General features: G+C 60.1%; 20 protein-coding genes. 15 read left to right on the top strand and 5 right to left on the bottom strand.

The genetic code is table 11. The annotated features are described in order from the left end of the window. Nucleotides 1–91 precede the first annotated feature (91 nt). Together ampG and GF111_RS07855 are read right to left on the bottom strand one after the other, a co-directional pair. On the bottom strand, nucleotides 92–1,570 hold the full coding sequence (ampG, locus tag GF111_RS07860) for a muropeptide MFS transporter AmpG (protein WP_047728716.1): 1,479 nt from the start codon (nucleotides 1,568–1,570) through the stop codon (nucleotides 92–94). Between the two features lie 51 nt (nucleotides 1,571–1,621). Beyond that, nucleotides 1,622–2,200 (bottom strand): lipoprotein, encoded by a 579-nt coding sequence (locus GF111_RS07855; protein ID WP_025160064.1) that lies wholly within the window; start codon nucleotides 2,198–2,200, stop codon nucleotides 1,622–1,624. A gap of 314 nt (nucleotides 2,201–2,514) precedes the next feature. On the opposite strand from GF111_RS07855, the gene bolA reads away from it, so the two are divergent. From bolA to GF111_RS07810, 9 genes are all read left to right on the top strand, one after another. Continuing rightward, on the top strand, nucleotides 2,515–2,829 hold the full coding sequence (gene bolA, locus GF111_RS07850; protein ID WP_004940361.1) for a transcriptional regulator BolA: 315 nt from the start codon (nucleotides 2,515–2,517) through the stop codon (nucleotides 2,827–2,829). A 367-nt stretch (nucleotides 2,830–3,196) separates the two neighbouring features. After that, a complete protein-coding gene (gene tig, locus GF111_RS07845; protein ID WP_004940358.1) occupies nucleotides 3,197–4,501 on the top strand; it encodes a trigger factor in 1,305 nt (434 codons plus the stop codon). A gap of 438 nt (nucleotides 4,502–4,939) precedes the next feature. Next, nucleotides 4,940–5,563 carry an ATP-dependent Clp endopeptidase proteolytic subunit ClpP gene (clpP, locus tag GF111_RS07840; RefSeq protein WP_016928858.1) on the top strand — a complete coding sequence of 208 codons (624 nt, stop codon included), beginning with the start codon at nucleotides 4,940–4,942 and terminating at the stop codon, nucleotides 5,561–5,563. A gap of 143 nt (nucleotides 5,564–5,706) precedes the next feature. Continuing rightward, nucleotides 5,707–6,978 carry an ATP-dependent protease ATP-binding subunit ClpX gene (clpX, locus tag GF111_RS07835; RefSeq protein WP_004940354.1) on the top strand — a complete coding sequence of 424 codons (1,272 nt, stop codon included), beginning with the start codon at nucleotides 5,707–5,709 and terminating at the stop codon, nucleotides 6,976–6,978. 194 nt (nucleotides 6,979–7,172) lie between these two features. Continuing rightward, a complete protein-coding gene (gene lon, locus GF111_RS07830) occupies nucleotides 7,173–9,527 on the top strand; it encodes an endopeptidase La (RefSeq protein ID WP_019454189.1) in 2,355 nt (784 codons plus the stop codon). Between the two features lie 216 nt (nucleotides 9,528–9,743). Beyond that, entirely contained in the window at nucleotides 9,744–10,016 is a 273-nt protein-coding gene (gene hupB / locus GF111_RS07825) for a nucleoid-associated protein HU-beta (RefSeq protein WP_004940351.1), read from the top strand. 178 nt (nucleotides 10,017–10,194) lie between these two features. Beyond that, on the top strand, nucleotides 10,195–12,078 hold the full coding sequence (gene ppiD / locus GF111_RS07820) for a peptidylprolyl isomerase (protein WP_060434022.1): 1,884 nt from the start codon (nucleotides 10,195–10,197) through the stop codon (nucleotides 12,076–12,078). A gap of 138 nt (nucleotides 12,079–12,216) precedes the next feature. After that, nucleotides 12,217–12,600, top strand: coding sequence for a helix-hairpin-helix domain-containing protein (locus GF111_RS07815; RefSeq protein ID WP_147190639.1), 384 nt, complete (start codon nucleotides 12,217–12,219; stop codon nucleotides 12,598–12,600). Between the two features lie 154 nt (nucleotides 12,601–12,754). Continuing rightward, nucleotides 12,755–13,168: a thioesterase family protein gene (locus tag GF111_RS07810; protein ID WP_038876185.1), complete on the top strand. Its 414-nt coding sequence runs from the start codon at nucleotides 12,755–12,757 to the stop codon at nucleotides 13,166–13,168. 35 nt (nucleotides 13,169–13,203) lie between these two features. Here the strand turns inward: GF111_RS07810 and queC are convergent, their stop codons facing one another. Together queC and GF111_RS07800 are read right to left on the bottom strand one after the other, a co-directional pair. Further along, nucleotides 13,204–13,902 (bottom strand): 7-cyano-7-deazaguanine synthase QueC, encoded by a 699-nt coding sequence (queC, locus tag GF111_RS07805; protein WP_025301770.1) that lies wholly within the window; start codon nucleotides 13,900–13,902, stop codon nucleotides 13,204–13,206. A 115-nt stretch (nucleotides 13,903–14,017) separates the two neighbouring features. Continuing rightward, the gene (locus GF111_RS07800; protein WP_055313589.1) at nucleotides 14,018–15,733 is read right to left on the bottom strand and encodes an SgrR family transcriptional regulator; all 1,716 of its coding nucleotides are present in this window, start codon (nucleotides 15,731–15,733) and stop codon (nucleotides 14,018–14,020) included. A 104-nt stretch (nucleotides 15,734–15,837) separates the two neighbouring features. Here GF111_RS07800 and cof point away from each other — a divergent pair, with 104 nt between their 5' ends. Continuing rightward, nucleotides 15,838–16,662: an HMP-PP phosphatase gene (gene cof, locus GF111_RS07795; RefSeq protein WP_038876189.1), complete on the top strand. Its 825-nt coding sequence runs from the start codon at nucleotides 15,838–15,840 to the stop codon at nucleotides 16,660–16,662. A gap of 60 nt (nucleotides 16,663–16,722) precedes the next feature. Here cof and GF111_RS07790 read toward each other — a convergent pair whose 3' ends face one another. Next, the gene (locus tag GF111_RS07790) at nucleotides 16,723–17,763 is read right to left on the bottom strand and encodes a PLP-dependent cysteine synthase family protein (RefSeq protein ID WP_004940335.1); all 1,041 of its coding nucleotides are present in this window, start codon (nucleotides 17,761–17,763) and stop codon (nucleotides 16,723–16,725) included. A gap of 122 nt (nucleotides 17,764–17,885) precedes the next feature. On the opposite strand from GF111_RS07790, the gene GF111_RS07785 reads away from it, so the two are divergent. The 5 genes from GF111_RS07785 (at nucleotide 17,886) to amtB (ending at nucleotide 23,927) form a co-directional block, all read left to right on the top strand. Continuing rightward, a complete protein-coding gene (locus tag GF111_RS07785; protein ID WP_004940330.1) occupies nucleotides 17,886–18,347 on the top strand; it encodes an Lrp/AsnC family transcriptional regulator in 462 nt (153 codons plus the stop codon). A gap of 92 nt (nucleotides 18,348–18,439) precedes the next feature. Beyond that, nucleotides 18,440–20,215: a multidrug efflux ABC transporter permease/ATP-binding subunit SmdA gene (gene smdA / locus GF111_RS07780; protein WP_038876191.1), complete on the top strand. Its 1,776-nt coding sequence runs from the start codon at nucleotides 18,440–18,442 to the stop codon at nucleotides 20,213–20,215. Next, nucleotides 20,208–21,986: a multidrug efflux ABC transporter permease/ATP-binding subunit SmdB gene (gene smdB / locus GF111_RS07775; protein WP_117188093.1), complete on the top strand. Its 1,779-nt coding sequence runs from the start codon at nucleotides 20,208–20,210 to the stop codon at nucleotides 21,984–21,986. Before smdA ends, smdB begins: the two co-directional genes overlap by 8 nt. 279 nt (nucleotides 21,987–22,265) lie before the next feature. Next, on the top strand, nucleotides 22,266–22,604 hold the full coding sequence (glnK, locus tag GF111_RS07770; RefSeq protein ID WP_004940327.1) for a P-II family nitrogen regulator: 339 nt from the start codon (nucleotides 22,266–22,268) through the stop codon (nucleotides 22,602–22,604). A gap of 36 nt (nucleotides 22,605–22,640) precedes the next feature. Further along, nucleotides 22,641–23,927, top strand: a complete 1,287-nt coding sequence (gene amtB / locus GF111_RS07765) for an ammonium transporter AmtB (RefSeq protein WP_038876195.1) — start codon at nucleotides 22,641–22,643, stop codon at nucleotides 23,925–23,927. Nucleotides 23,928–24,014 lie beyond the last annotated feature (87 nt).

The raw sequence follows: 24,014 nt of genomic DNA, 5'->3' as shown, positions 1-24,014 counted from the left end.
AATAATTTCCGCGTCGATTATCTTTTTTTACCAAATAAATATACCTGCGGATCGCTTTTTTTTCGGCCGGCGAAATCGCCGGCCGGTCAGATTATGCCAAACGGGTGCGGCGCAGGGCCAGGTAATCCAGCGCGCTGCCCATCGCGACGCCGAGCAGGCTCAGCGCGGCGCCGACCTGCAGCAGCCGATCGGCCAACTGCGGTGCCTGCGTCCAGTCCAGCGCATTGGCGATCAGTAACAGCAACCACAGGCCCAACAGCGAACAGCCCAGCGTCAGCAGGCGCAGCGCCCAGCGGTAAGATCCGGAAAACTCGGTACGCGGCAGAAAGTCGCCATGTTGCTGGGTGTGTTCCAGCGTTTGGCGGCAGATGCCGAGCAGCAGCAAGCCGGGCAGGGCGGCGGCGATAGAGAACAGGTAGAACAACGGCCAGCCGTGGGCTTCGACGAACCAGCCGGCGATCGGGCCGACATAGACGCGCCCCACGGCGGACAGCGCCGACAGCAGCGCGAACTGGGTGGCGGAGAACGAACGGTTGCACAGCGTCATCAGCAGCGCCACGAAGGCCGCGGTGCCCATGCCGCCGCACAGGTTTTCGAGGAAGATGGCGCTGCCCATGGTGAGCAGGCTCTTGTCGGTCACCGCCAGGATCCAATACCCGAGGTTGGAGACCGCCTGCAGGACGCCGAACAGCATCAGCGCGCGGAACAGGGTGAGACGCTGCATCAGCACGCCGCCGAACAGGGCACCGACGATGGTGGCGAACAGGCCGAGCGTTTTGTTGACCAGCCCGACTTCACCGGCGTCGAACCCCACGCCGCGGATCAGGAACGTGGTGCTCAGGCTGCCGGCGAAGGCGTCGCCCATTTTGTACATCACGATCAGCAGCAGGATCAGCCAGGCGTTGTTGCGGCCGAAGAAATCACGCAGCGGCGCGACGACCGCCTGTTCCATGGTGCGCGGCGCCGGGATGCTTTCATCCGGCTCCGGCGCCATCAGCGTGGCGGCCACGCCGATCAGCATCAACCCGGCCATCAGCCAGTAGGTGGCCTGCCAGCCGAAATAGCGATCCGCCAGCCACAGCGCCAGGCCGCCGGAAACCAGCATCGCCAGCCGGTAGCCCAGCACCGAGATCGCCGCACCCGCCCCGCGCTCTTCGGCTTTCAGCAGGTCGGTTTTATAAGCGTCGAACACGATATCTTGCGAGGCGGAGCAGAACGCCACCAGCACCGCCAACGCCGCCAGCCACCACAGGTGCTGCGCGGGCTGCATGAAGCCCATCGCCACGATCGCCGCCACCAGCAGCAGCTGGCTGATCAGCAGCCAACCGCGCCGCCGCCCGAGAAACGGCGGGGTATAGCGGTCCATGAACGGCGACCAGAGGAATTTGAAGACGTAGGCCTGGCCCACCAGCGAGAAAATGCCGATGGTCTTCAGATCGATGTTTTCGACGGTCATCCAGGCTTGCAGCGTGCCGGAGGTCAATGCCAGCGGCAGACCTGACGCGAAGCCCAGCAGCAGCAGAATGGCGGAGTTACGCTGGGTGAAGATGTTCAGATAGTGTTTCGACATGAGGTCCCTGTCTGCGCCGCCCGATCCGCCGGGCGGCGCAAGGCGCGTCGATTAGCGCGCGTTTTGCTTGATAAAGTCGTTGACGCTGGTGTCCTGCGCCATGTCGGCGATCACGTCGCCCAGCACGGAGTTGACGGCGTCGGTGATCTTCTCGTTGGTGGCCGTGAAGGCGCCCTGCACGTTATACGTCGAGCGGTAATTTTTCACCTGCTTGTTGCCGTTCTTCGCCTGGGCGATGATCGAGATGTCGGCTTTGGTGGTGATGTTGTAGCGCAGGTTACCTTCGGAAACGTCCGCATACAGGTTATTGACGACGATCTGCAGCGCCACCGGGCCGTCGGCGCCGATCATGTAGCCGCGAGCGCCCATCTGTTTCTCCAGCACTTCCTGCAGCAGGAAACGCAGATCGCGCGATGGCGTCAGCGTGACCAGTTGGCCGTCGCGATTCACCTTGGCCAGCGCCTGATCGGTGCGCTGATCCGCGCCGTTGATGCTGATGGTGATGCCCTGCAGGGTAGGATCCTGCTGCGGCAGAACGATTTTCGGGGTGACGTTCAGGGTGTTGCTGCTGGTCGCGCAGCCGGCCAGCAGCAGGGCGGCCAGCAAAGGAAGACAAAGTTTCTTTAACATGTTTTCTGTCTCATTCTCGATGGATTTAGCAATAATCAGAGCGGGATAGCCGACAACAAATTGCCGACATCATAGCATCGCCGCCGTGCGGTGGAAGCGCGGAAGGCGCCTGAGTGACAAATTTTTACCTGCCGTTGATAAAAACACGCTTTTTTGGCCCGCTCAATCGGATAATCCCCCAAGCGGCGGGGATGACGCTCATCATCTGACCGCAGAAAAGAGAAATTTGTCCCAGCGATGGTCTAAACGGGGGAAAACCGGCTAATATTGAACTAGATGGGCACGGTCCTCTGCCGGTGTTGTAAGGAGATCCTATGATTCGCGAGCAAATAGAAGCAAAGTTAAGGGCGGCGTTTGAGCCCGCGTATCTGGAAGTCGTTGATGAAAGCTATCGTCATAACGTTCCGGCGGGTTCAGAAAGTCATTTCAAAGTGGTATTGGTCAGCGATCGCTTCGTCGGCGAACGGTTTTTGACGCGTCACCGCTCTATCTACGGCGTACTGTCGGAAGAACTGGCTGATGGCGTACACGCGCTGGCGCTGCACACCTATACGCTCAAAGAGTGGGAAGGTTTGCAGGATACCGTGCCGGCCTCGCCGCCGTGCCGCGGCGCCGGGACGCTGGCCTGAGGGGGAAATTTTCAGGTATCAGTGGAACTTTGCCCTCTAATTAGGGTATTACTACTGACGAATTTTGAAACGGCCTGCGGGCCGTTTCTGTTTTTGACGACGACACGGCCGACGCGCAATATGGCCAACGTTCGGTCTGTTTTGGCGGCCTTTTGGCGATTGAATCGGCAAAAGTGTGAGTTTTAGCGCGCCTGCGCCGCCTAGCTTTCCTCGACTCGCCATGCATGCGCCGCTATAATGTCGCGTCTTATTTTTCCGGAATGGTTTCGGGACGCTTCTGTCATCAGGGAACTCGGTTCTTATTTGTAGCCGTCCTGGTTCTTGGAACGGAGTTGACCGAGCACTGTGATTTTTTTGAGGTAACAAGATGCAAGTTTCAGTAGAAACCACTCAAGGCCTTGGGCGCCGTCTCTCTATTACTGTACCGGCTGATACTATCAAGCAGGCGGTGAAGAAAGAGCTGATCAACGCTGCGAAAAGCGTGCGTATCGACGGCTTCCGCAAAGGCAAAGTGCCGATGAACATCGTGGAACAGCGTTACGGCGCCTCTGTTCGTCAGGACGTGCTGGGCGAAGCGATGCAGCGCAGCTTCGTTGACGCGATCATCAAAGAAAAGATTAATCCGGCCGGCGCACCAAACTACGTGCCGGGCGAGTACAAAGAAGGTGAAGACTTCACTTTCGCCGTTGAATTCGAAGTGTATCCAGAAGTTGAGCTGAAAGGCCTGGAAAACATCGAAGTTGAAAAACCTGTGGTTGAAGTGAACGACGAAGACGTCGACGCGATGCTGGACACCCTGCGCAAGCAGCAGGCGACCTGGAAAGAAACCGATCGCGCAGCGGAAGCTGAAGATCGCGTGACCGTTGACTTCACCGGTTCTATCGACGGTGAAGAGTTCGAAGGCGGCAAAGCGTCCGACTTCGTACTGGCAATGGGCCAGGGCCGCATGATCCCAGGCTTCGAAGAAGGCCTGGTCGGTCACAAAGCGGGCGAAGAGTTCTCCATCGACGTGAACTTCCCGGAAGATTACCACGCGGAAAACCTGAAGGGTAAAGCGGCCAAATTCGCTATCGTGCTGAAGAAAGTTGAAGAGCGCGAGCTGCCGGAACTGACCGAAGAGTTCATCAAGCGTTTCGGCGTGGCGGACGGTTCCGTTGCCGGTCTGCGCACCGAAGTTCGCAAGAACATGGAGCGCGAGCTGAAAGGCGCCGTGCGTAACCGCATCAAGTCTCAGGCGATCGACGGTCTGGTGAGCGCGAACGAAATCGACGTGCCTGCTGCCCTGATCGACGGCGAAATCGACGTACTGCGTCGTCAGGCTGCACAGCGTTTCGGCGGCAACGAGAAGCAAGCGCTGGAACTGCCACGCGAGCTGTTCGAAGAGCAAGCGAAACGCCGCGTAGTGGTTGGCCTGCTGCTGGGCGAAGTGATCAGCACCAACGATTTGAAAGCTGACGAAGACCGCGTGAAGACGCTGATCGAAGAAATGGCTTCTGCCTACGAAGATCCGAGCGAAGTCATCGAGTTCTACAGCAAAAACAAAGAGCTGATGAACAACATGCGCAACGTGGCTCTGGAAGAGCAAGCGGTTGAAGCCCTGCTGGCAAAAGCGAAAGTGACTGAAAAAGCCACTACCTTCAGCGAGCTGATGAACCAGACTCAACAGGCGTAATGCCGGCGTGCCGGGCGCGATGAACGGCGCCCCCGGTTTCGCCTGGCGAACCGGCGCACGATGAAAAAGCCCGCAACCTGAGGTTGCGGGCTTTTCTTTTTGCCACGTTGCTGATTAATCTCAGGTTAAGCGGGGCAATATGCACTATATTTACCCTGTTGCCTGGGGAACTGGCTGGCATGATAACGGTCAGAATAACGGCATCGTTTTCGGCGTGCGGAGAAAATCGGCCTCTGGGCTTGAAATCGCGCCGGGATCCCCCAATCTGTTAAGAATAATTCTGGGGCTGTTTGCCAAAGTGCGCGGGATGAAATAACCGTCGGGTACGTGTGGCGCGGGTCGAATGCTTGAGCATAGTCATCATGGCCGTTCTCAAGTAGAATCGGCGTATTAGGGTGACACCCTGGCCGCCAAGGCAATTTCTATTAGGAGACGGTAATGTCATACAGTGGCGAACGAGATCAATTTGCACCGAACATGGCGCTGGTGCCGATGGTGGTAGAGCAGACTTCACGCGGGGAGCGTTCTTACGACATCTATTCCCGCCTGCTGAAAGAGCGCATCATTTTCCTGACCGGCCAGGTGGAAGATCACATGGCCAACCTGATCGTGGCGCAAATGCTGTTCCTCGAAGCGGAAAGCCCGGAAAAAGACATTTTCCTCTACATCAACTCGCCGGGCGGGGTGATCACCGCGGGCATGTCGATTTACGACACCATGAAGTTCATCAAGCCGGACGTCAGCACCATCTGTATGGGCCAGGCGTGCTCGATGGGCTCCTTCCTGCTGACCGCGGGTGCCAAAGGCAAACGTTTCTGCCTGCCGAACTCGCGCGTGATGATTCACCAGCCGCTGGGCGGCTACCAGGGCCAGGCGACGGACATCGAAATCCACGCGCGTGAAATCCTTAAGGTGAAAGCGCGCATGAACGAACTGATGGCCGAGCATACCGGCCAGCCGCTGGAGCAGATCGAACGCGACACCGAGCGCGATCGCTTTATGACCGCGGAAGAAGCCGTGGAATACGGCCTGGTTGACGGCATTCTGACACACCGCAGCTAGAACCACGCGGCGCCGATGGACTATAGTAATCAGAGTGGGCAGGGGCTCGCTCTGTTGTGGCTCCTCGGCGTTCCCGATATGAGTTTGGGCGCACTGCCGCCGTGATTTTCCTGCGGGACAAGACTAAAAAAGAGGTTTGACTGATGACAGATAAGCGCAAAGACGGTTCAGGAAAGCTGCTGTACTGCTCTTTTTGCGGCAAAAGCCAGCATGAAGTGCGTAAGCTGATTGCCGGGCCGTCAGTGTATATCTGCGATGAATGTGTCGATCTGTGTAACGACATTATTCGCGAAGAGATTAAAGAAGTTGCCCCGCATCGTGAGCGCAGTGCACTGCCGACGCCGCACGAAATTCGCCACCACCTGGATGACTACGTCATCGGCCAGGAGCAGGCGAAGAAAGTGCTGGCGGTTGCGGTGTACAACCACTACAAACGCCTGCGCAACGGCGATACCAGCAACGGTATCGAGCTGGGCAAGAGCAACATCTTGCTGATCGGCCCGACCGGCAGCGGTAAAACTCTGCTGGCGGAAACGCTGGCGCGCTTCCTGGACGTGCCGTTCACCATGGCCGACGCCACCACGCTGACCGAAGCCGGTTACGTGGGTGAGGACGTGGAAAATATTATCCAGAAGCTGTTGCAAAAATGTGACTATGACGTGCAGAAAGCGCAGCGCGGCATCGTTTATATCGATGAAATCGATAAGATTTCCCGCAAGTCCGACAACCCGTCGATCACGCGTGACGTCTCGGGTGAAGGCGTGCAGCAGGCGCTGCTGAAGCTGATTGAAGGCACCATCGCCGCGGTTCCGCCGCAGGGTGGGCGCAAACATCCGCAACAGGAGTTCCTGCAGGTTGATACCTCCAAGATCCTGTTTATCTGCGGCGGTGCTTTCGCCGGCCTGGATAAGGTGATCGGTCAGCGCGTCAACACCGGCTCCGGCATCGGCTTCGGCGCGACCGTCAAGGGCGAGTCCGAGAAGGCCACCGAGGGCGAACTGCTGCTGCAGGCCGAACCGGAAGATTTGATCAAGTTCGGTCTGATCCCAGAGTTCATCGGCCGTCTGCCGGTGGTGGCGACCCTGAGCGAGCTGAGCGAAGATGCGCTGATTCAGATCCTGAAAGAGCCGAAGAACGCCCTGACCAAGCAGTATCAGGCGCTGTTCAATCTGGAAGGCGTAGAGCTGGAGTTCCGCGACGAAGCGCTGAACGCCATCGCCAAGAAAGCCATGGCGCGCAAAACCGGCGCCCGCGGCCTGCGTTCCATCGTGGAAGGCGCGCTGCTCGACACCATGTACGATCTGCCGTCGATGGACAGCGTAGACAAAGTGGTGATCGACGAGTCGGTCATCGCCGGCCAATCCAAGCCGCTGCTGATTTACGGCAAGCCGGAAGCCCAGGCATCTGGCGAATAATTAGCCAGTTAAACCAGAGCGTTATCAGCAAAATGGGGGATTTCATCCCCCATTTCTTTTTCCTGCATTCTTGCCGTTGAATGTAAGAGATTCATCCCCATATACTCATTAACCAGATTTTATGAAACGTTAGATGCTTGCGTCTCATGAGATTCCCCCTCAACCTGGCGGAAATTAAACTAAGAGAGAGCTCTATGAACCCTGAGCGTTCCGAACGCATTGAAATCCCCGTCCTGCCATTGCGCGACGTGGTGGTTTATCCGCACATGGTGATCCCGTTATTTGTTGGCCGGGAAAAATCGATTCGGTGCCTCGAAGCCGCAATGGATCACGATAAGAAGATCATGCTGGTGGCACAGAAAGAGGCCTCAACGGATGAACCAGGCATTAACGACTTGTTCTCGGTTGGCACCGTAGCGTCGATCCTGCAGATGTTGAAGCTGCCGGACGGCACGGTAAAAGTGCTGGTCGAGGGGCTGCAGCGCGCACGCATCACTACGCTGTCCGACAGCGGTGAGCATTTTGCCGCGCAGGCGGAATACCTTGAGTCGCCAGCGATCGACGAGCGCGAGCAGGAAGTGCTGGTGCGCACCGCGATCAATCAGTTTGAAGGCTATATCAAGCTGAACAAAAAAATCCCGCCGGAGGTGCTGACTTCACTGAACAGCATCGACGACGCCGCGCGTCTGGCGGACACCATCGCTGCCCACATGCCGCTGAAACTCAGCGACAAGCAGTCGGTGCTCGAGATGTCCGACATCACCGAGCGTCTGGAATACCTGATGGCGATGATGGAGTCGGAGATCGACCTGCTGCAGGTCGAGAAACGCATCCGCAACCGCGTCAAGAAGCAGATGGAGAAGAGCCAGCGCGAGTACTATCTGAATGAGCAGATGAAGGCGATTCAGAAAGAGCTGGGCGAGATGGACGACGCGCCGGACGAGCACGAAGCGCTGAAGCGCAAGATCGATGCGGCGAAGATGCCGAAAGAGGCGCGCGAGAAAACCGAAGCGGAACTGCAGAAGCTGAAGATGATGTCGCCGATGTCAGCGGAAGCGACCGTGGTGCGCGGCTACATCGACTGGATGCTGCAGGTGCCGTGGAATGCGCGCAGCAAGGTGAAAAAAGACCTGGTCAAGGCGCAGGAAGTGCTTGATACCGATCACTACGGCCTGGAGCGCGTCAAGGATCGCATCCTCGAGTACCTCGCGGTACAGAGCCGCGTCAGCAAAATCAAGGGGCCGATCCTGTGTCTGGTGGGGCCGCCGGGCGTGGGTAAAACCTCGCTGGGGCAGTCGATCGCCAAAGCGACCGGCCGCCAGTACGTGCGCATGGCGCTGGGCGGCGTGCGTGACGAAGCGGAAATCCGCGGTCACCGCCGTACCTACATCGGTTCGATGCCGGGCAAACTGATCCAGAAGATGGCCAAGGTTGGGGTGAAGAACCCGCTGTTCCTGCTGGATGAGATCGACAAGATGTCTTCCGACATGCGCGGCGATCCGGCCTCCGCTCTGCTGGAGGTGCTGGATCCGGAACAGAACGTGGCGTTCAACGACCACTACCTGGAAGTGGATTACGATCTGTCCGACGTGATGTTCGTCGCCACCTCGAACTCGATGAACATCCCTGCGCCGCTGCTGGACCGTATGGAAGTGATCCGCCTGTCGGGTTACACCGAGGACGAGAAGCTCAACATTGCCAAGCAGCACCTGCTGCCGAAGCAGCTTGAGCGCAACGCGCTGAAAAAAGGCGAGTTGACGGTCGACGACAGCGCCATCATCGGTATCATTCGCTTCTACACCCGCGAAGCCGGGGTGCGTAGCCTGGAGCGTGAAATCTCCAAGCTGTGCCGTAAAGCGGTGAAAACGCTGCTGATGGACAAGAAGCGCAAGCATATCGAGATCAACGGCGACAACCTGAAAGATTACCTGGGCGTGCAGCGCGTCGATTACGGCCGTGCGGATACCGAAAACCGCGTGGGCGAAGTCACCGGGCTGGCGTGGACGGAAGTGGGCGGCGATCTGCTGACCATCGAAACCGCCTGCGTGCCGGGCAAAGGCAAGCTGACCTACACCGGATCCCTGGGTGAAGTGATGCAGGAATCGATTCAGGCGGCGCTGACCGTGGTGCGCGCGCGCGCGGAGAAATTGGGCATCAACGCCGATTTCTACGAGAAACGCGACATCCACGTGCACGTGCCGGAAGGGGCGACGCCGAAAGACGGCCCGAGCGCCGGTATCGCGATGTGCACCGCGCTGGTCTCCTGCCTGACCGGCAACCCGGTACGCGCCGATGTGGCGATGACCGGCGAGATCACGCTGCGCGGCCAGGTATTGCCGATCGGCGGCCTGAAAGAGAAGCTGTTGGCGGCGCATCGCGGCGGCATCAAAACCGTGCTGATCCCTTACGAGAACAAGCGCGATCTGGAAGAGATTCCGGACAATGTTATCGCCGATCTGGAGATTCATCCGGTGCAGCGAATCGATGAAGTTTTGAACATTGCGTTGCAAAACCCGGCCTTCGGCGCACTGCCGGTAGCGGCAAAATAGTGACGAATCGCAAAAACCATTGATAAAACTTATACTGGCAAGCCATTTCGGACTTGCCAGTATTTTTTTGTACCGCTAAGTTAGATCTCTGTCGGCCCGCGTTTTGCCACCCAGTCGGTGGCTTGCCAAGGTTCGATGGGATTGATATAACAGCTGCGCTGTCGCAACCGTAGGGATTTTTCGGTGCGACGATAGAATTCTAGAGGGGATGATAGAGTGAATAAGTCACAACTGATCGACAAGATTGCCGCAGGTGCTGATATTTCCAAAGCGGCAGCGGGACGTGCTTTAGACGCAGTAATCGCTTCCGTTACCGACTCTCTGAAAGCAGGGGATGACGTGGCTCTGGTAGGTTTCGGTTCCTTCACCGTGCGTGAACGTTCGGCTCGTACCGGCCGCAACCCGCAGACCGGTAAAGAGATCAAAATCGCGGCAGCCAAAGTACCGGCCTTCCGTGCAGGGAAAGCGCTGAAAGACGCTGTAAACTGATTTAGCGTCTAACCGTTTAGCGTAACAGGGTTTTGTAATAAACAATCACCTGACGCAGCGGTGCTGGTAAGGTAAGATACAAGGCGCATCGGACTGATGCGCTTTTTTTATTTTTGTCGCAGGGAACGCGCCTGCACAAGGGTTGTTAATCCACATCACAGCGGAGTGTTGTCACACTATGATGGACAATTTACGCGCGGCTGCTAATCACGTCGTGCTCAAAATCATCCTGGCCCTGATCATCCTGTCATTCGTTCTGACCGGGGTGGGTAACTACCTGATCGGCGGCTCCGGCGATTATGCTGCGAAAGTAAATGGTCAGACGATCGAACGCGCTCAGCTGGAACAGGCTTTCCAAAGCGAGCGTAGCCGCATGCAGCAGCAGCTGGGTGACCAGTTCTCCGCGCTGGCCGGCAACGAAGGCTACATGCAGCAGATGCGCCGTCAGGTGTTGTCCCAGTTGATCGACAACATGCTGCTCGACCAGTACGCCAAGAAGCTGGGCCTGGCGGTCAGCGACGATCAGATCAAGGACGCTATCCGCAAGGCGCCTTACTTCCAGACCAACGGCCAGTTCGATAACGCCAAATACCTCGACCTGATCGGCCGCATGGGCTACACCGCAGACAACTTCGCGCAGTCGATGCGCCAGCAGCTGGTCAATCAGCAGCTGATTCAGGCCTTCGGCGAGTCCGGCTTCGTGCTGCCGTCCGAATCGCAAGCCATGGCGGCGCTGGTGCTGCAGGAGCGCGATGTGCGCCTGGCGACCATCGATCTGAAGGCGCTGCAGGCGAAACAGAGCGCCGGCGACGACGAACTGAAGGCGTATTACGATCAGAACAAAAACAGCTTCATCGCACCGGAGCAGATGAAGGTGAGCTATATCTCGCTGGACGCCGCGTCCATGCAGGACAAGGTGAAAGTGAGCGAAGAAGACATCAGCGCTTACTACGACCAGCACAAGAGCAGCTACGGCCAGCCGGAGCGTAAAAACTACAGCGTGATCCAGCTGAAAACCGAGGCGGAAGCCAACGCCGCGCTGGACGAGCTGAAGAAGGGCGCCGATTTTGCCACCCTGGCGAAAGAGAAATCCACCGATATCATCTCACGCCGTACCGGCGGCGAGCTGGGTTGGCTGGAGCCGGAAACCACCGCCGACGAGCTGAAGCAGGCTAACCTGACCGAGAAAGGGCAGCTGTCCGGCGTGGTGAAATCTTCCGTCGGCTTCCTGATCGTGCGTTTGAACGATATCGAACCTGAGAAAGTGAAGCCGCTGAGCGAAGTGCATGACGCCATCGCCAAGCAAGTGCAGCAGGAGAAAGCGGTAGACGCGTATTACGCGCTGCAGCAGAAGGTGAGCGAAGCGGCGACCAGCGACAACGAATCTTTGGCCTCGGCTGAAGAAGCGGCCGGCGTGAAAGCGGCGCAAAGCGACTGGTTCACCCGTGACAACATTCCTGCCGCGCTGAACTTCAAGCCGGTCGTGCAGGCGATCTTCGACGGCTCGCTGATCGGCGAGAACGGCGCGCCGGGCAGCAACTCCGACGTGATCACCGTAGATGGCGACCGCGCCTTCGTGGTGCGCGTGAGCGGCCATAAGCCGGAAGGTATCGAACCGTTCGACCAGGTGAAAGACCGCGTGGCCGAGCTGGTGAAGCGCAACAAAGCGGTGCAGGAAGCGAAACTGCAGGGCGAGAAGCTGCTGGTTGAGCTGAAGCAGGGCAAGGGCGACGAGGCGATGAAAGCCGCCGGCCTGAGCTTTGGTGCCGTGCAGAAGATGGCGCGCGCGCCGGAAGACAGCCAGCTGGTGGAGAGCGTGTTCGCGCTGCCGCACCCGCAGGACGGAAAACCGGTGTACGGCATGTCGCAGGATCGCCAGGACAACGTGGTGCTGATCGCGCTTGATGCGGTGAAGCCAGGCACATTGCCGGAAGACGAAATGAAAACCTTCGTCGGCAAGATGGAAGAGGGCGCGACCGGCGTTTCCTTCGATTCGCTGCTGGCGAGCCTGCGTAAAGAAGCCAAGATCAAAATGGGCGCCGCTGAGCAACAGCCTCAGTAATCGCCGCATTTTTCTGCAACGCAGTGCAACAAACAAAGGCCGCTTTCGCGGCCTTTTCCACATCTGATATCCGCCGATTGCTGAATATTCGCCGCCGCGGCAAGGTAGCCTTGCTGTCACACACAAGGAGGATACAGCATGAAACATACTGAGAAAAAATCAGCGTTATCAGGTTACCCGCATCACATCAAAGCTGCGCTGACCGCGCTGCTGTTGTGCCTGGCGGGGCCGGCTGCCGCGGTGGATAAAGCCGAGGCGCCGGCACCCATGCTCTCAGCACCGGCGAGCAATGGCGGGCAATCGGTGATGGCCAAGACAGCCGAGGAGGCGGCGGTCAGCATCAATCAGGCTACCGCCGAACAGTTGGCCGCCGCCTTGAGCGGCGTCGGTTTGAAGAAGGCGGAAGGCATCGTGCGCTACCGTGAGCAGAATGGGCCGTTCACCCAGGTTGAGCAGTTGCAGGAGGTGCCGGGCATCGGGCCGGCGCTGTTTGAGAAGAACCGCATCCGGCTGAAAATGTGATCCCGGTCGCGGCTGCGTGGCAAAATGCCGCTGAGGCCGTCACTCCTCTGCTACATTTTACAGGTCTTACCAGTTTGGCGCGTTGACCAAACGGGCGAGGGAGCCGCCGCGGCTCCCTCTTTCTGTAATCACCAGGCAGGAGCGATCGTTCCCTATGCAAACCTTTATCAAAGTTCGCGGTTATCACCTTGATGTTTACCAGCACGTTAACAATGCCCGCTATCTGGAGTTTCTGGAAGAGGCGCGCTGGGAATGGCTGGAGAACGAGGCCGGGTTCCGCTGGATGACGGAAAACAACATCGCTTTCATCGTGGTGAACATCAATATCAATTACCGCAGCCCGGCGGTATTGGGGGATAAGCTGCGTATCGACAGCCAGATGGTGCAGCTCAACGGCAAGAGCGGGGTGCTGAGCCAAAAGGTGACGCAGGATCCGGCGGGGACGCCGGTGGCCGACGCGCTGCTGACTTTCGTGTGTGTCGATCTGAAAACGCAGCGTGCGCTGCCGATCGAAGGAGAATTGCGCGAGCACCTGGAGGCGCTCACGCCGAAGGATAATCTGCAGTAAGCTTACGGGCGGCAGAGGCTGCCGCCATCACTGCCTCAGGCCAGAGCGGCCTTCTGTTTCAACGCCGCCATCACTTCCGCCTGGTTGGCCCGGTACTGCATCAGGCCATTGGCGCGCAGGTTGCAGGCGGCACATTCGCCGCAGCCGTCACCTTTGATGCCGTTGTAGCAGGTCAGCGTATCCTGGCGTACGCGATCCAGCTGGTGGTAATAATCCGCCAGCGCCCAGGTTTCGGCCTTGTTCAGCCACATCAGCGGCGTTTCAAAGCGGATATCGCGGGCGATGCCCAGCGTCACCGCCTTGTTCAACGCTTTAACGAACTCGTCGCGGCAATCCGGATAGCCGGAGAAATCGGTTTCACACACGCCGGTGATCACCGCTTCCGCTTCCACCTGGTAGGCGTAGATCGCCGCCAGCGTCAGGAACAGGATGTTGCGGCCCGGCACGAAGGTGCTCGGCAGCGCATTTTTCTGATTGGGATCGTAGGCGGGAACCGGAATATTGTCGCGCGTCAGGCTGCTGACGGCCAGCTCATTGAGCAGCGTTACGTCCAGCACCTTGTGTGCCTTGGCGCCGAGGGCTACCGACAGCTCTTGAGCCACTTCAATCTCGGCGCGATGGCGCTGGCCGTAATCGAACGTGACGCAGTGAACTTCATCATACTGTTGCAATGCCTGGATCAAGCAGGTCGTGGAGTCTTGTCCACCGCTGAAAACGACAACCGCGCGCTTCATAAAATCACCTTTTTGGGCTTTGGCCTCTCCCGATACACATTCGGGCGGCAGGATAAAAATTGCGTTGCGGCGACAATAGTAGCAGAAAGGGCCGCCAAGCGCAGGGCGGTTCGGCTCAGGCCGGTGCGTCGTCCACCGGCGGCGGCAGCCACGCCTGGCAAAAATCGAACCAGCCGTGGGCGGTTAGCGTGACGCCATGCATACGCGGCGGCGCGCTGATCTGATACTGGTAGTGAAACAGCGGCGTGATGATGGCGGCGGCCATCAGCCGTTGATAATAAGCCTGCAGCTGTGCGAAGCGCGGTTGCTGCGCCTGCAGCTGCTGGATCTGCCGCAGCGTGTCCTGCTGCTGCTGCCAGCGGCTTTCCGTCAGGATGCCGCGCCACAGCGTATCCTGCCGCAGCCAGCTCTCCAGCGTCGCCTCCGGCGCTTCACCGATCAGGTTGTCCGCCAGCAGCAGGTCGGCCTGGGCGATCTGCGCCTCGCTTTGCCAGCGCTTACCGGCGTAGTAACGCACCTCCAGCTCGCAGCCGTGCTGCGCCAGCAGCCGCCGCAGCGCGACCGTCACCGTTTCCAGCTCGACCGGCGGCCGATACAGCAGCGTCAGCCGGGCGGGCAGAGGGACATCTTCCTCAATCCGTTGGCTGGGAATACGCCAGCCGGGCAGCATTTCATGGCTGGGGGTGATCACGCTGTTGGGAATAGGCAGCCGGCTCAGCAGGCCGGACTGCTGGATCAGCATCAGCAGCTTTTGCCCCTGGGCTTCGCTCAGTACGCCGTGGCGCAGGTTCAGCGCCAGATAACACCAGCCCAGGCTCATGCTGCGCTGCACCGGCCTGGCCTGCGCCAAATCGTCTTGCTGACCGATGGTGATGCGCACCGGATGCTGGCAACTGGTGTCGGCGCCGGCGGTGGGCAGGTCGGGGGTGATCCAGTACTCGATGGTGTCCAGATACGGATGCTGCAGATGGTAACCGGCGTGCTGTTCCAGCCGCACCAGCTGCGGCTCATTCAACGCCAGCTTGAACGGGCCAGCGCCGATGGTCGGCAGCTCCGGGTGGGTCATCAGGCAAGGCAGCTCCGCCAGCCGGTGAGCCAGCCAATAGTCCGCCAGGCGCAGATCGAACTGGATGCACAGCGGATGTGGCAGGCTGATGTGCGCGACGTTGGCCAGGCTGGGTTGGCTGCGCGGGTGGCGCTGCAGCTTTTCCAGCGTTTGCAGCAGCTGTTGGCCGGTCAGTGGTTCACCGTTGTGCCAGCGTAGCTGGCTGCGCAGAAAGAAGCGCCAGCGCAGGCCGTGCTCGCCAATCTGCCAGTGGTGCGCCAGATCGGGCTGCGGTTCCGGGTTACCGGTCATCAGGCGCGTCAGCCCGGCGTGCAGGGTCGATACCAGATGTTGCTCGGCGCGGCCGGTCAGCGTGAGTGGGTCGAGCGCTTCCAGCGTGCGGTAATAGGGAATGCGCAGCGTCGGGCTGCCGGCCTGCCATTGCCCGCCGAGGTGCGGGCTGAGCAGATCCTGCAGGTGCAGCGGATCGAGCTGCGCCATCTCCAGCGCCCCCTGATGGTTGCCCTGTTGCAGCAGCTGTTGCAGCAGCTGCGCGCGCAGTTCATCCGGGGTTTTCAGGCAATGCAGGCGGGCGCGTTTGCCGCGGCCGGGCTGCGAATGCCAGCTCAGCCAATCCTGATCCTGCAGCTGTTGCACCAGCGTGCGGGCGTGCCGTTCGCTGCAGTAGAACATCGCCGCCAGCTCGCCGATGGTCACGGCGACCGGCGCGTTGCCGAGCTGCTGGTACAGGCGTTGATATTGGCTGAGACGGTGAACCAGGCGCATGGGCAGAAATCCGGAACAGTTTTCTCAAATTGTTCACTATTACTTCCGCAAATACCATCTCATACTGCACTGATTGTAATCGCGTTCACATTCAAGAGGTCTTTATGTATCGCCTGGCAGCTTTCGATATGGACGGCACGCTGTTGATGCCGGATCACCGGGTTGGCCCGGAAACGCTGGCGGTGCTGAACCAGCTGGTGGAGCGGGAAATGGTGGTGACGTTCGCCACCGGGCGGCACTACCTCGACGCGCAGCCGATCATGGCGCAGCTGGGGCTGCAGGGTTACCTGATCACCGGCAACGGCACGCGAGTGTATGACAACCGCGGCCAACAGCTGCACGCCACCGATTTGCCGGCGGCGGTCGCCGAAGAGGTGCTGCATCATCATTGGCGCACCCGCGCCAGCATGCACGTGTTCCGCGATGAAGGTTGGCTGACCGAGTTTCCCGTGCCGGAAGAGATGCTGCAAGCGCACCACCTGAGCGGCTTTCGTTTTCAGCTGGCCGACGTGCGCCGCCTGCCGGCGTTCGGCAACAGCAAGGTGTGCTTTGTCGCGCCGCATGAGGAGCTGCTGGCGTTGCAGGTGCAGCTGCGGGCACAGCTGGGCGACGAGGCAGACCTGTGCTTTTCCGCTTACGACTGTCTGGAAGTGCTGCCGCTCGGTTGCAACAAAGGCACGGCGCTGGACCGGCTGAGCCGCCATCTGGGGCTGACGATGGCCGACTGCATGGCGTTCGGCGACGCGATGAACGACAAAGAGATGCTGGGGGCGGTGGGGCACGGCGTGGTGATGGGCAACGCCCTGCCGCAGCTGAAATCCCTGCTGCCGCAGCTACCGGTTATCGGCCATTGCCAGCAACAGGCGGTGGCCCACTATTTACAACATTGGCTGCGTTCACCTTGCCTCACCTATTCCCCCGAAGAATGAGGTTCTCCTTACAGCCGGCCGGGTATGACTACCCGGCTTTTTTTTATCCGGAGCCTGGCGTTACAAATCCGCCAGCTGCGCCAGATACGGCTGCAGATCGCCGATGTTGTTGCTGACCCATTCCGGGTTGTAATAGGTATCCAGATAACGCTCGCCGCTGTCGCACAGCAGGGTGACGATCGCCCCTTGCTCGCCGTTTTCCCGCATCTGTTTCGCCAGCTGCAGCGCACCCCAGACGTTGGTGCCGGTGGAAGCGCCAACCTTGCGGCCTAACACGCCTTCCAGCCAGTGAATGGTAGCGACGCTGGCGGCATCCGGCACCCGCAGCATGTTGTCGACCACCGACGGGATGAACGACGGCTCGGCGCGCGGGCGGCCGATGCCTTCGATACGGCTGCCGCAGCTGCCGATCAGGGTGCGATCGCCGTGGTGGAAGCAGTCATAGAACACCGAATTTTCCGGATCGACCACCGTCAATTGGGTGTCGTGCCCCTGATAGCGGATGTAGCGCCCCAGCGTGGCGGAGGTGCCGCCGGTGCCGGCGCTCATCACGATGTGTTTCGGCACCGGGAAAGGTTCGCGCGCCATCTGGCGGAAAATGCTGTCGGCAATGTTGTTGTTGCCGCGCCAGTCGGTGGCGCGTTCGGCGTAGGTGAACTGATCCATATAGTGGCCGTTCAGCTCTTTCGCCAGCTGTTCGGAGGCGGCGTAGATCTGGGCGGCGTGATCGACGAAGTGACAGCGGCCGCCGTAAAAGGCGATCTGCTCCACCTTGCGGCGCGCGGTGCAGGATGGCATCACCGCGATGAACGGCAGGCCGATCAGACGAGCGAAGTAGGCTTCGGACACCGCGGTGCTGCCGGAAGAGGCCTCGATGATGGTGGTGTTCTCGGTGATCCAGCCGTTGCACAGCCCATAAAGGAACAGCGAGCGCGCCAGGCGGTGTTTCAGGCTGCCGGTCGGGTGGGTGCTCTCATCCTTCAGATACAGGCAGATGCCGGGAAACGCCGGCAGGTTCAGGCGAATCAGGTGCGTATCGGCGGAGCGCTGAAAATCCGCTTCTATTTCACCGATAGCATATTTTACCCAAGAGTTTGTCATGATTTGGCCTCAAAATAGGGGGCTGGTTTATGGCGTAGCATAGCCTGTCGGCAGGAAAAAAGGATTGCCATTTTCCCTGTTTAATCGCCTAATGAGAGAAAATTTTTCTCCTGGTGGCCGCTATGTTAGATAAAACAGACCGTAAGCTGCTGTGCATGCTGCAGCAAGATTGCACCCAGTCGCTGCAGGCGCTGGCCGATGCGGTCAATTTGACCTCGACGCCGTGCTGGAAACGGCTGAAGCGCCTGGAAGACGAGGGCTATATCCGCGGCCGGGTGGCGCTGCTGGATAACGAAAAGCTCGGCCTGGGGCTGACGGCGTTCGTGCTGATCAAGACCCAGCAGCACAGCAGCGAGTGGTATCAGGCGTTTGTGCAACTGACCAGCCAGATGCCCGAGGTGCTGGCGTTCTACCGCATGGCGGGGGAGTACGACTATCTGATGCAGGTCGAAGTGGCGGACATGAAAAGCTACGACGGCTTTTATAAGCGCCTGGTGAACGGCGTACCGGGCCTCATCGATGTCACCTCGAGCTTTGCCATGGAAAAAATCAAATACACCACCGCGCTGCCGGTGCCGGAGTGAAAAGTTCACCGGACGGGCGGCTCAACGGTGGTATCCTGCTCTGCTGAAGCAGAAAAAGAGACAAATCCCATAAAACCCTGGAATCAAACTGCGTGAGATTATTTGCTCAAATCGGCTGGTACTTCCGCCGGGAGTGGCGCCGCTACCTCGGGGCGGTGGTGCTGCTGATCGTCATCGCCATCCTGCAACTGCTGCCGCCTAAGCTGGTCGGCATCATCGTGGACGGCGTCACCGAAAAACAAATGTCTACCGGCGTGCTGATGGCCTGGCTCGGGCTGATGATCGGCACCGCGATCGTCGTTTACCTGCTGCGCTATGTGTGGCGGGTGTTGCTGTTCGGCGCCTCCTACCAGCTGGCGGTCGAGCTGCGCGAAAACTTTTACCGCCAGCTCAGCCGGCAAAACCCGGCGTTCTACCTGCGCCACCGCACCGGCGATCTGATGGCGCGCGCCACCAACGACGTGGACCGCGTGGTGTTCGCCGCCGGCGAAGGCGTGCTGACGCTGGTGGATTCGCTGGTGATGGGGTTGGTGGTGCTGGTGGTGATGAGCACCCAAATCAGCTGGCAGCTGACGGTGTTGGCGTTGATCCCGATGCCGCTGATGGCGATCGCCATCAAATATTACGGTGACCAGCTGCACCAGCGCTTTAAATCGGCACAGGCGGCGTTTTCCAGCCTGAACGATCAGGCGCAGGAAAGCATGACCAGCATCCGCATGATCAAGGCCTTTGGGCTGGAAGATCACCAATCCAACCGCTTCGCCGAGGTGGCGGCGCAGACCGGCGCCAAGAACATGCACGTGGCGCGGGTGGATGCGCGCTTCGATCCGACCATTTATATCGCCATCGGCGCCTCTAACCTGCTGGCCATCGGCGGCGGCAGCTGGATGGTGGTGAACGGATCGCTGACGCTCGGGCAGCTGACCAGCTTTGTGATGTATCTCGGCCTGATGATCTGGCCGATGCTGGCGCTGGCCTGGATGTTCAACATCGTCGAACGCGGCAGCGCGGCCTATAGCCGCATCCGCAGCCTGCTCGACGAGGCGCCGGCGGTGCAGGACGGCCCGCAGGCGTTGCCGGCCGGCCGCGGCGTGCTGGACGTGGATATCCGCGCGTTCCACTACCCGGAAAACCCGCATCCGGCTCTGCATGACGTGGCGCTGACGCTGAAGCCGGGGCAGATGCTGGGGCTGTGCGGGCCGACCGGCGCCGGCAAGTCGACGCTGTTGTCGCTGATCCAGCGCCAGTTCGACGTCGACCAAGGGCAGATCCGCTATCACGGCCTGCCGTTGCCGCAGGTCAAACTCGACGACTGGCGTTCGCGGCTGTCGGTGGTGAGCCAGACGCCGTTCCTGTTCTCCGATACCGTGGCGAACAACATCGCGCTGGGTCATCCGGGGGCGACGCAGGCGCAGATTGAACAGGCGGCGCGGTTGGCCAGCGTCCATGAGGACATTCTGCGGCTGCCGCAGGGCTATGACACCGAAGTGGGCGAACGCGGCGTGATGCTGTCGGGCGGCCAGAAACAGCGCATCTCCATCGCGCGCGCGTTGCTGCTGGATGCGGAGATCCTGATCCTCGACGATGCGTTGTCGGCGGTGGACGGCCGTACCGAGCACCAGATCCTGCACAACCTGCGCAGCTGGGGGCAAGATCGCACGGTGATCATCAGCGCGCACCGGCTGTCGGCATTGACCGAAGCCAGCGAAATCCTGGTGATGCAGCACGGCGGCGTGGCGCAGCGCGGCGATCCGGCGGCGCTGGCGGCGCAGCCGGGCTGGTATCGCGATATGTACCGTTATCAGCAGCTGGAAGCGGCGCTGGACGAAGCGCCGGAAAACGGCGAGGAGGCGTTGGCCGATGAATAAAGTGCAAAAGCTGTGGCCGACGCTGAAGCGGCTACTGGCCTACGGCTCGCCGTACCGCAAACCGCTGGGGGTGGCGGTGCTGATGCTGTGGGTGGCGGCGGCGGCGGAAGTCGCCGGGCCGATCCTGGTCAGCTATTTTATCGATAATTACGTCGCCAAAGGGCAACTGCCGCTGATGATTGTCGGCGGGCTGGCGGCGGCCTACATTCTGCTGGAGCTGCTGGCGGCGGCGCTGCACTACTTCCAGGCGCTGCTGTTCAACCAGGCGGCGGTAGGCGTGGTGCAGCGGCTGCGTACCGACGTGATGGACGCCGCGCTGCGCCAGCCGCTCAGCGCCTTCGACACGCAACCGGTCGGGCAATTGATCTCGCGCGTCACCAACGACACCGAAGTGATCAAGGACCTGTACGTGATGGTGGTCTCCACGGTGCTGAAAAGCGCCGCGCTGATCGGCGCCATGCTGGTGGCGATGTTCAGCCTCGACTGGCGCATGGCGTTAGTGGCTATCTGCATCTTCCCGGCGGTGTTCGTGGTGATGGGCATCTATCAATATTACAGCACGCCGATTGTGCGCCGGGTGCGCAGTTATCTGGCGGACATCAACGACGGTTTCAACGAAGTGATCAACGGCATGGGCGTGATCCAGCAATTCCGCCAGCAGGTGCGCTTCGGCGAGCGCATGAGCGCCGCCAGCCAGTCGCACTATCTTGCGCGCATGCAGACGCTGCGGCTTGACGGTTTCCTGCTGCGGCCGCTGCTCAGCCTGTTTTCGGCGCTGGTGTTGTGCGGTTTGCTGATGTTGTTCGGCTTCAGCGGCGAAGGCGTGATTGGCGTCGGCGTGCTCTATGCCTTCATCAACTACCTCGGGCGTTTGAACGAACCGCTGATCGAGCTGACGTCACAACAGTCAATCCTGCAGCAAGCGGTGGTGGCCGGCGAACGTATTTTCGAACTGATGGATCGCAGCCAGCAAAGCTACGGCGCAGACGATCGTCCGTTGGCCGGCGGCAGCATCGATATCACCGATCTGAGCTTCGCCTACCGTGCGGATAAAAAGGTGCTGCAGCATATTTCGCTGGCGGTGCCCTCACGCGGCTTCGTGGCGCTGGTCGGCCACACCGGCAGCGGCAAGAGCACGCTGGCTAACCTGCTGATGGGCTATTACCCGGTCAGCGAAGGGGAAGTGCGTCTCGACGGTCGTCCGCTCTCCAGCCTGTCGCACCGCACGCTGCGCCAGGGCGTGGCGATGGTGCAACAGGATCCGGTGGTGATCGCCGATTCGGTGCTGGCCAACGTGACGCTGGGGCGCAACATCGATGAAGAAGCCGTCTGGCGGGCGCTGGAAACGGTGCAGCTGGCGAGTCTGGTGCGCGGCTTCCCGCAGGGTATCCACACCCGGCTGGGGGAGCAGGGCAATAACCTGTCGGTCGGGCAGAAACAGCTGCTGGCGATGGCGCGGGTATTGGTGCAGGCGCCGCAGATCCTGATCCTCGACGAGGCGACCGCCAACATCGACTCGGGCACCGAGCAGGCTATCCAGCGGGCGCTGCGCGTGATCCGCGAGCACACCACGCTGGTGGTGATCGCTCACCGCCTCTCGACGATCGTCGATGCCGATTCCATTCTGGTGCTGCATCGCGGCCAGGCGGTGGAGCAGGGCAACCATCAACAGCTGCTGGCGCAGCAGGGGCGCTACTACCAGATGTATCAGCTGCAGCTGGCGGGCGAGCAGTTGGCGGAAGCGGTACGCGAGGAGAGCCAACCCGCCTGATCCCATGGGCCGCGATCGCGGCCCTTATTTTTCCCAACGCACCACAAGCAGGCAACTGGTCCAGGCTACGCCCCCTTTCTGCACTTTTTCGACGCGGCGCGCACCAAATCAGTGCGCATTATTTAACCCATTCAAGGTATCGGTACTGCGCCGCGCCGCGGCGGCGCCCGCGTTCCCGCTAATCCGCTGAATCGCCATGCAAAATAAAATGTGGCACAGCCCTTGCTACATATGAGGCGTACCAGGGGTGAGTTTGGGCTTAATTCGTGGAGAGGCAATATGAAGCTGGTGACCGTGGTAATCAAACCGTTCAAGCTGGAGGACGTGCGCGAGGCCTTGTCCTCCGTGGGCATTCAAGGGTTGACCGTAACCGAAGTGAAGGGCTTTGGCCGCCAGAAGGGGCACGCCGAGCTGTATCGCGGCGCCGAATATAACGTCAACTTCCTGCCCAAGGTCAAAATCGACATCGCCATTGCTGACGATCAGTTGGATGAAGTGGTTGATGTGATTAGCAAAGCCGCCTACACCGGCAAAATCGGCGACGGCAAAATTTTCGTTGCCGAGTTGCAACGCGTGATCCGCATTCGCACCGGCGAAACCGACGAATCGGCACTGTAACCGCGAACTCAGTTAAGTGATGGGGATGGATTGATAATGAAAAGACTGTTATCCATGTTGGGCCTGAGTTCGGTAACCCTGGTTCCTTCTTTGGCCCTGGCCGCCCCGGCGGTCGCTGATAAGGCCGACAACGCCTTTATGATGATCTGCACCGCGTTGGTGCTGTTCATGACGCTGCCGGGCATCGCGCTGTTTTATGGCGGCCTGCTGCGCGGCAAAAACGTGCTGTCGATGCTGACGCAGGTCACCGTCACCTTCGCGCTGGTCTGCGTGCTGTGGGTGCTGTATGGCTACAGCCTGGCGTTCAGCGAGGGCAATGCGGTGTTCGGCGGGTTCGAAACGGCGATGCTGAAAGGCATCGGCATCGACAGCGTCACCGGCAGCATCAGCCAGATGATCCACGTCGCCTTCCAGGCGTCCTTTGCCTGCATTACCGTGGCGCTGGTGGTGGGCGGCTTTGCCGAACGCATTCGCTTCTCGGCGGTGCTGATCTTCGCGATTGTGTGGTTTACGCTGTCCTATCTGCCGATCGCGCACATGGTGTGGGGCGGCGGCTACCTGGCCACCGACGGCGCATTGGACTTCGCCGGCGGCACCGTGGTGCACATCAACGCCGCCAGCGCCGGGTTGGTCGGTGCCTACCTGATCGGCAAGCGTGCCGGCTTCGGTAAAGAGGCCTTCAAACCGCACAACCTGCCGATGGTGTTTACCGGGGCGTCCATCCTGTATATCGGCTGGTTCGGCTTTAACGCCGGCTCCGCCAGCGCGGCCAACGGCATTGCGGCCCTGGCATTCCTCAACACCGTGGTCGCCACCGCGGGCGCCATTCTCTCCTGGACCTTCGCCGAATGGGTGCTGCGCGGCAAGCCTTCGCTGCTGGGCGCCTGCTCCGGCATGATCGCCGGGTTGGTTGCGGTGACGCCGGCGGCGGGCACCGTGGGCGTGGGCGGGGCGTTGATCATCGGCCTGGTGGGCGGCGTCGCCGGCCTGTGGGGCGTCGTGACGCTGAAGAAATGGCTGAAGGTGGACGACACCTGCGACGTGTTCGGCGTGCACGGGGTGTGCGGCATCGTCGGCTGCCTGCTGACCGGCGTGTTCACCGCCTCTTCGCTGGGCGGCACCGGCTACGCCGAAGGGGTGACGATGGGCCATCAGGTCTGGATCCAGCTGGTGAGCGTGCTGATCACCCTGGTGTGGTCGAGCGTCGCCGCCTTTATCGCCTTCAAGATCGCGGGCGCCATGGTGGGCCTGAGAGTACCGGAAGAGCAGGAACGCGAGGGGCTGGACGTCAACAGCCACGGCGAGAGCGCCTACAACCAATAAGACTCGAAGCAGGGCAGTGCGCTAAAGACTAAAATAATGATGAAGCCGAAAGGGGCGATGGAAACATCGCCCCTTTCTTTATGCTGC

This window comes from Serratia sp. HRI, assembly GCF_010119335.3.
GTDB lineage: Bacteria > Pseudomonadota > Gammaproteobacteria > Enterobacterales > Enterobacteriaceae > Serratia > Serratia nevei.
Note: the sequence above shows the minus strand (reverse complement) of the source record. Positions and strands in the feature narration are given on the sequence as shown.

What these genes read in the sequence shown, in the direction of transcription:
- ppiD (WP_060434022.1), top strand. Translation starts at nt 10,195, where the DNA reads ATGATGGACAATTTACGCGCGGCTGCTAATCACGTCGTGCTCAAAATC.
- GF111_RS07815 (WP_147190639.1), top strand. Translation starts at nt 12,217, where the DNA reads ATGAAACATACTGAGAAAAAATCAGCGTTATCAGGTTACCCGCATCAC.
- ampG (WP_047728716.1), bottom strand. Translation starts at nt 1,570, where the DNA reads ATGTCGAAACACTATCTGAACATCTTCACCCAGCGTAACTCCGCCATT.
- lon (WP_019454189.1), top strand. Translation starts at nt 7,173, where the DNA reads ATGAACCCTGAGCGTTCCGAACGCATTGAAATCCCCGTCCTGCCATTG.
- amtB (WP_038876195.1), top strand. Translation starts at nt 22,641, where the DNA reads ATGAAAAGACTGTTATCCATGTTGGGCCTGAGTTCGGTAACCCTGGTT.
- clpP (WP_016928858.1), top strand. Translation starts at nt 4,940, where the DNA reads ATGTCATACAGTGGCGAACGAGATCAATTTGCACCGAACATGGCGCTG.
- queC (WP_025301770.1), bottom strand. Translation starts at nt 13,902, where the DNA reads ATGAAGCGCGCGGTTGTCGTTTTCAGCGGTGGACAAGACTCCACGACC.
- glnK (WP_004940327.1), top strand. Translation starts at nt 22,266, where the DNA reads ATGAAGCTGGTGACCGTGGTAATCAAACCGTTCAAGCTGGAGGACGTG.
- tig (WP_004940358.1), top strand. Translation starts at nt 3,197, where the DNA reads ATGCAAGTTTCAGTAGAAACCACTCAAGGCCTTGGGCGCCGTCTCTCT.
- bolA (WP_004940361.1), top strand. Translation starts at nt 2,515, where the DNA reads ATGATTCGCGAGCAAATAGAAGCAAAGTTAAGGGCGGCGTTTGAGCCC.
- GF111_RS07810 (WP_038876185.1), top strand. Translation starts at nt 12,755, where the DNA reads ATGCAAACCTTTATCAAAGTTCGCGGTTATCACCTTGATGTTTACCAG.
- GF111_RS07790 (WP_004940335.1), bottom strand. Translation starts at nt 17,763, where the DNA reads ATGACAAACTCTTGGGTAAAATATGCTATCGGTGAAATAGAAGCGGAT.
- cof (WP_038876189.1), top strand. Translation starts at nt 15,838, where the DNA reads ATGTATCGCCTGGCAGCTTTCGATATGGACGGCACGCTGTTGATGCCG.
- smdB (WP_117188093.1), top strand. Translation starts at nt 20,208, where the DNA reads ATGAATAAAGTGCAAAAGCTGTGGCCGACGCTGAAGCGGCTACTGGCC.
- clpX (WP_004940354.1), top strand. Translation starts at nt 5,707, where the DNA reads ATGACAGATAAGCGCAAAGACGGTTCAGGAAAGCTGCTGTACTGCTCT.
- GF111_RS07855 (WP_025160064.1), bottom strand. Translation starts at nt 2,200, where the DNA reads ATGTTAAAGAAACTTTGTCTTCCTTTGCTGGCCGCCCTGCTGCTGGCC.
- GF111_RS07785 (WP_004940330.1), top strand. Translation starts at nt 17,886, where the DNA reads ATGTTAGATAAAACAGACCGTAAGCTGCTGTGCATGCTGCAGCAAGAT.
- GF111_RS07800 (WP_055313589.1), bottom strand. Translation starts at nt 15,733, where the DNA reads ATGCGCCTGGTTCACCGTCTCAGCCAATATCAACGCCTGTACCAGCAG.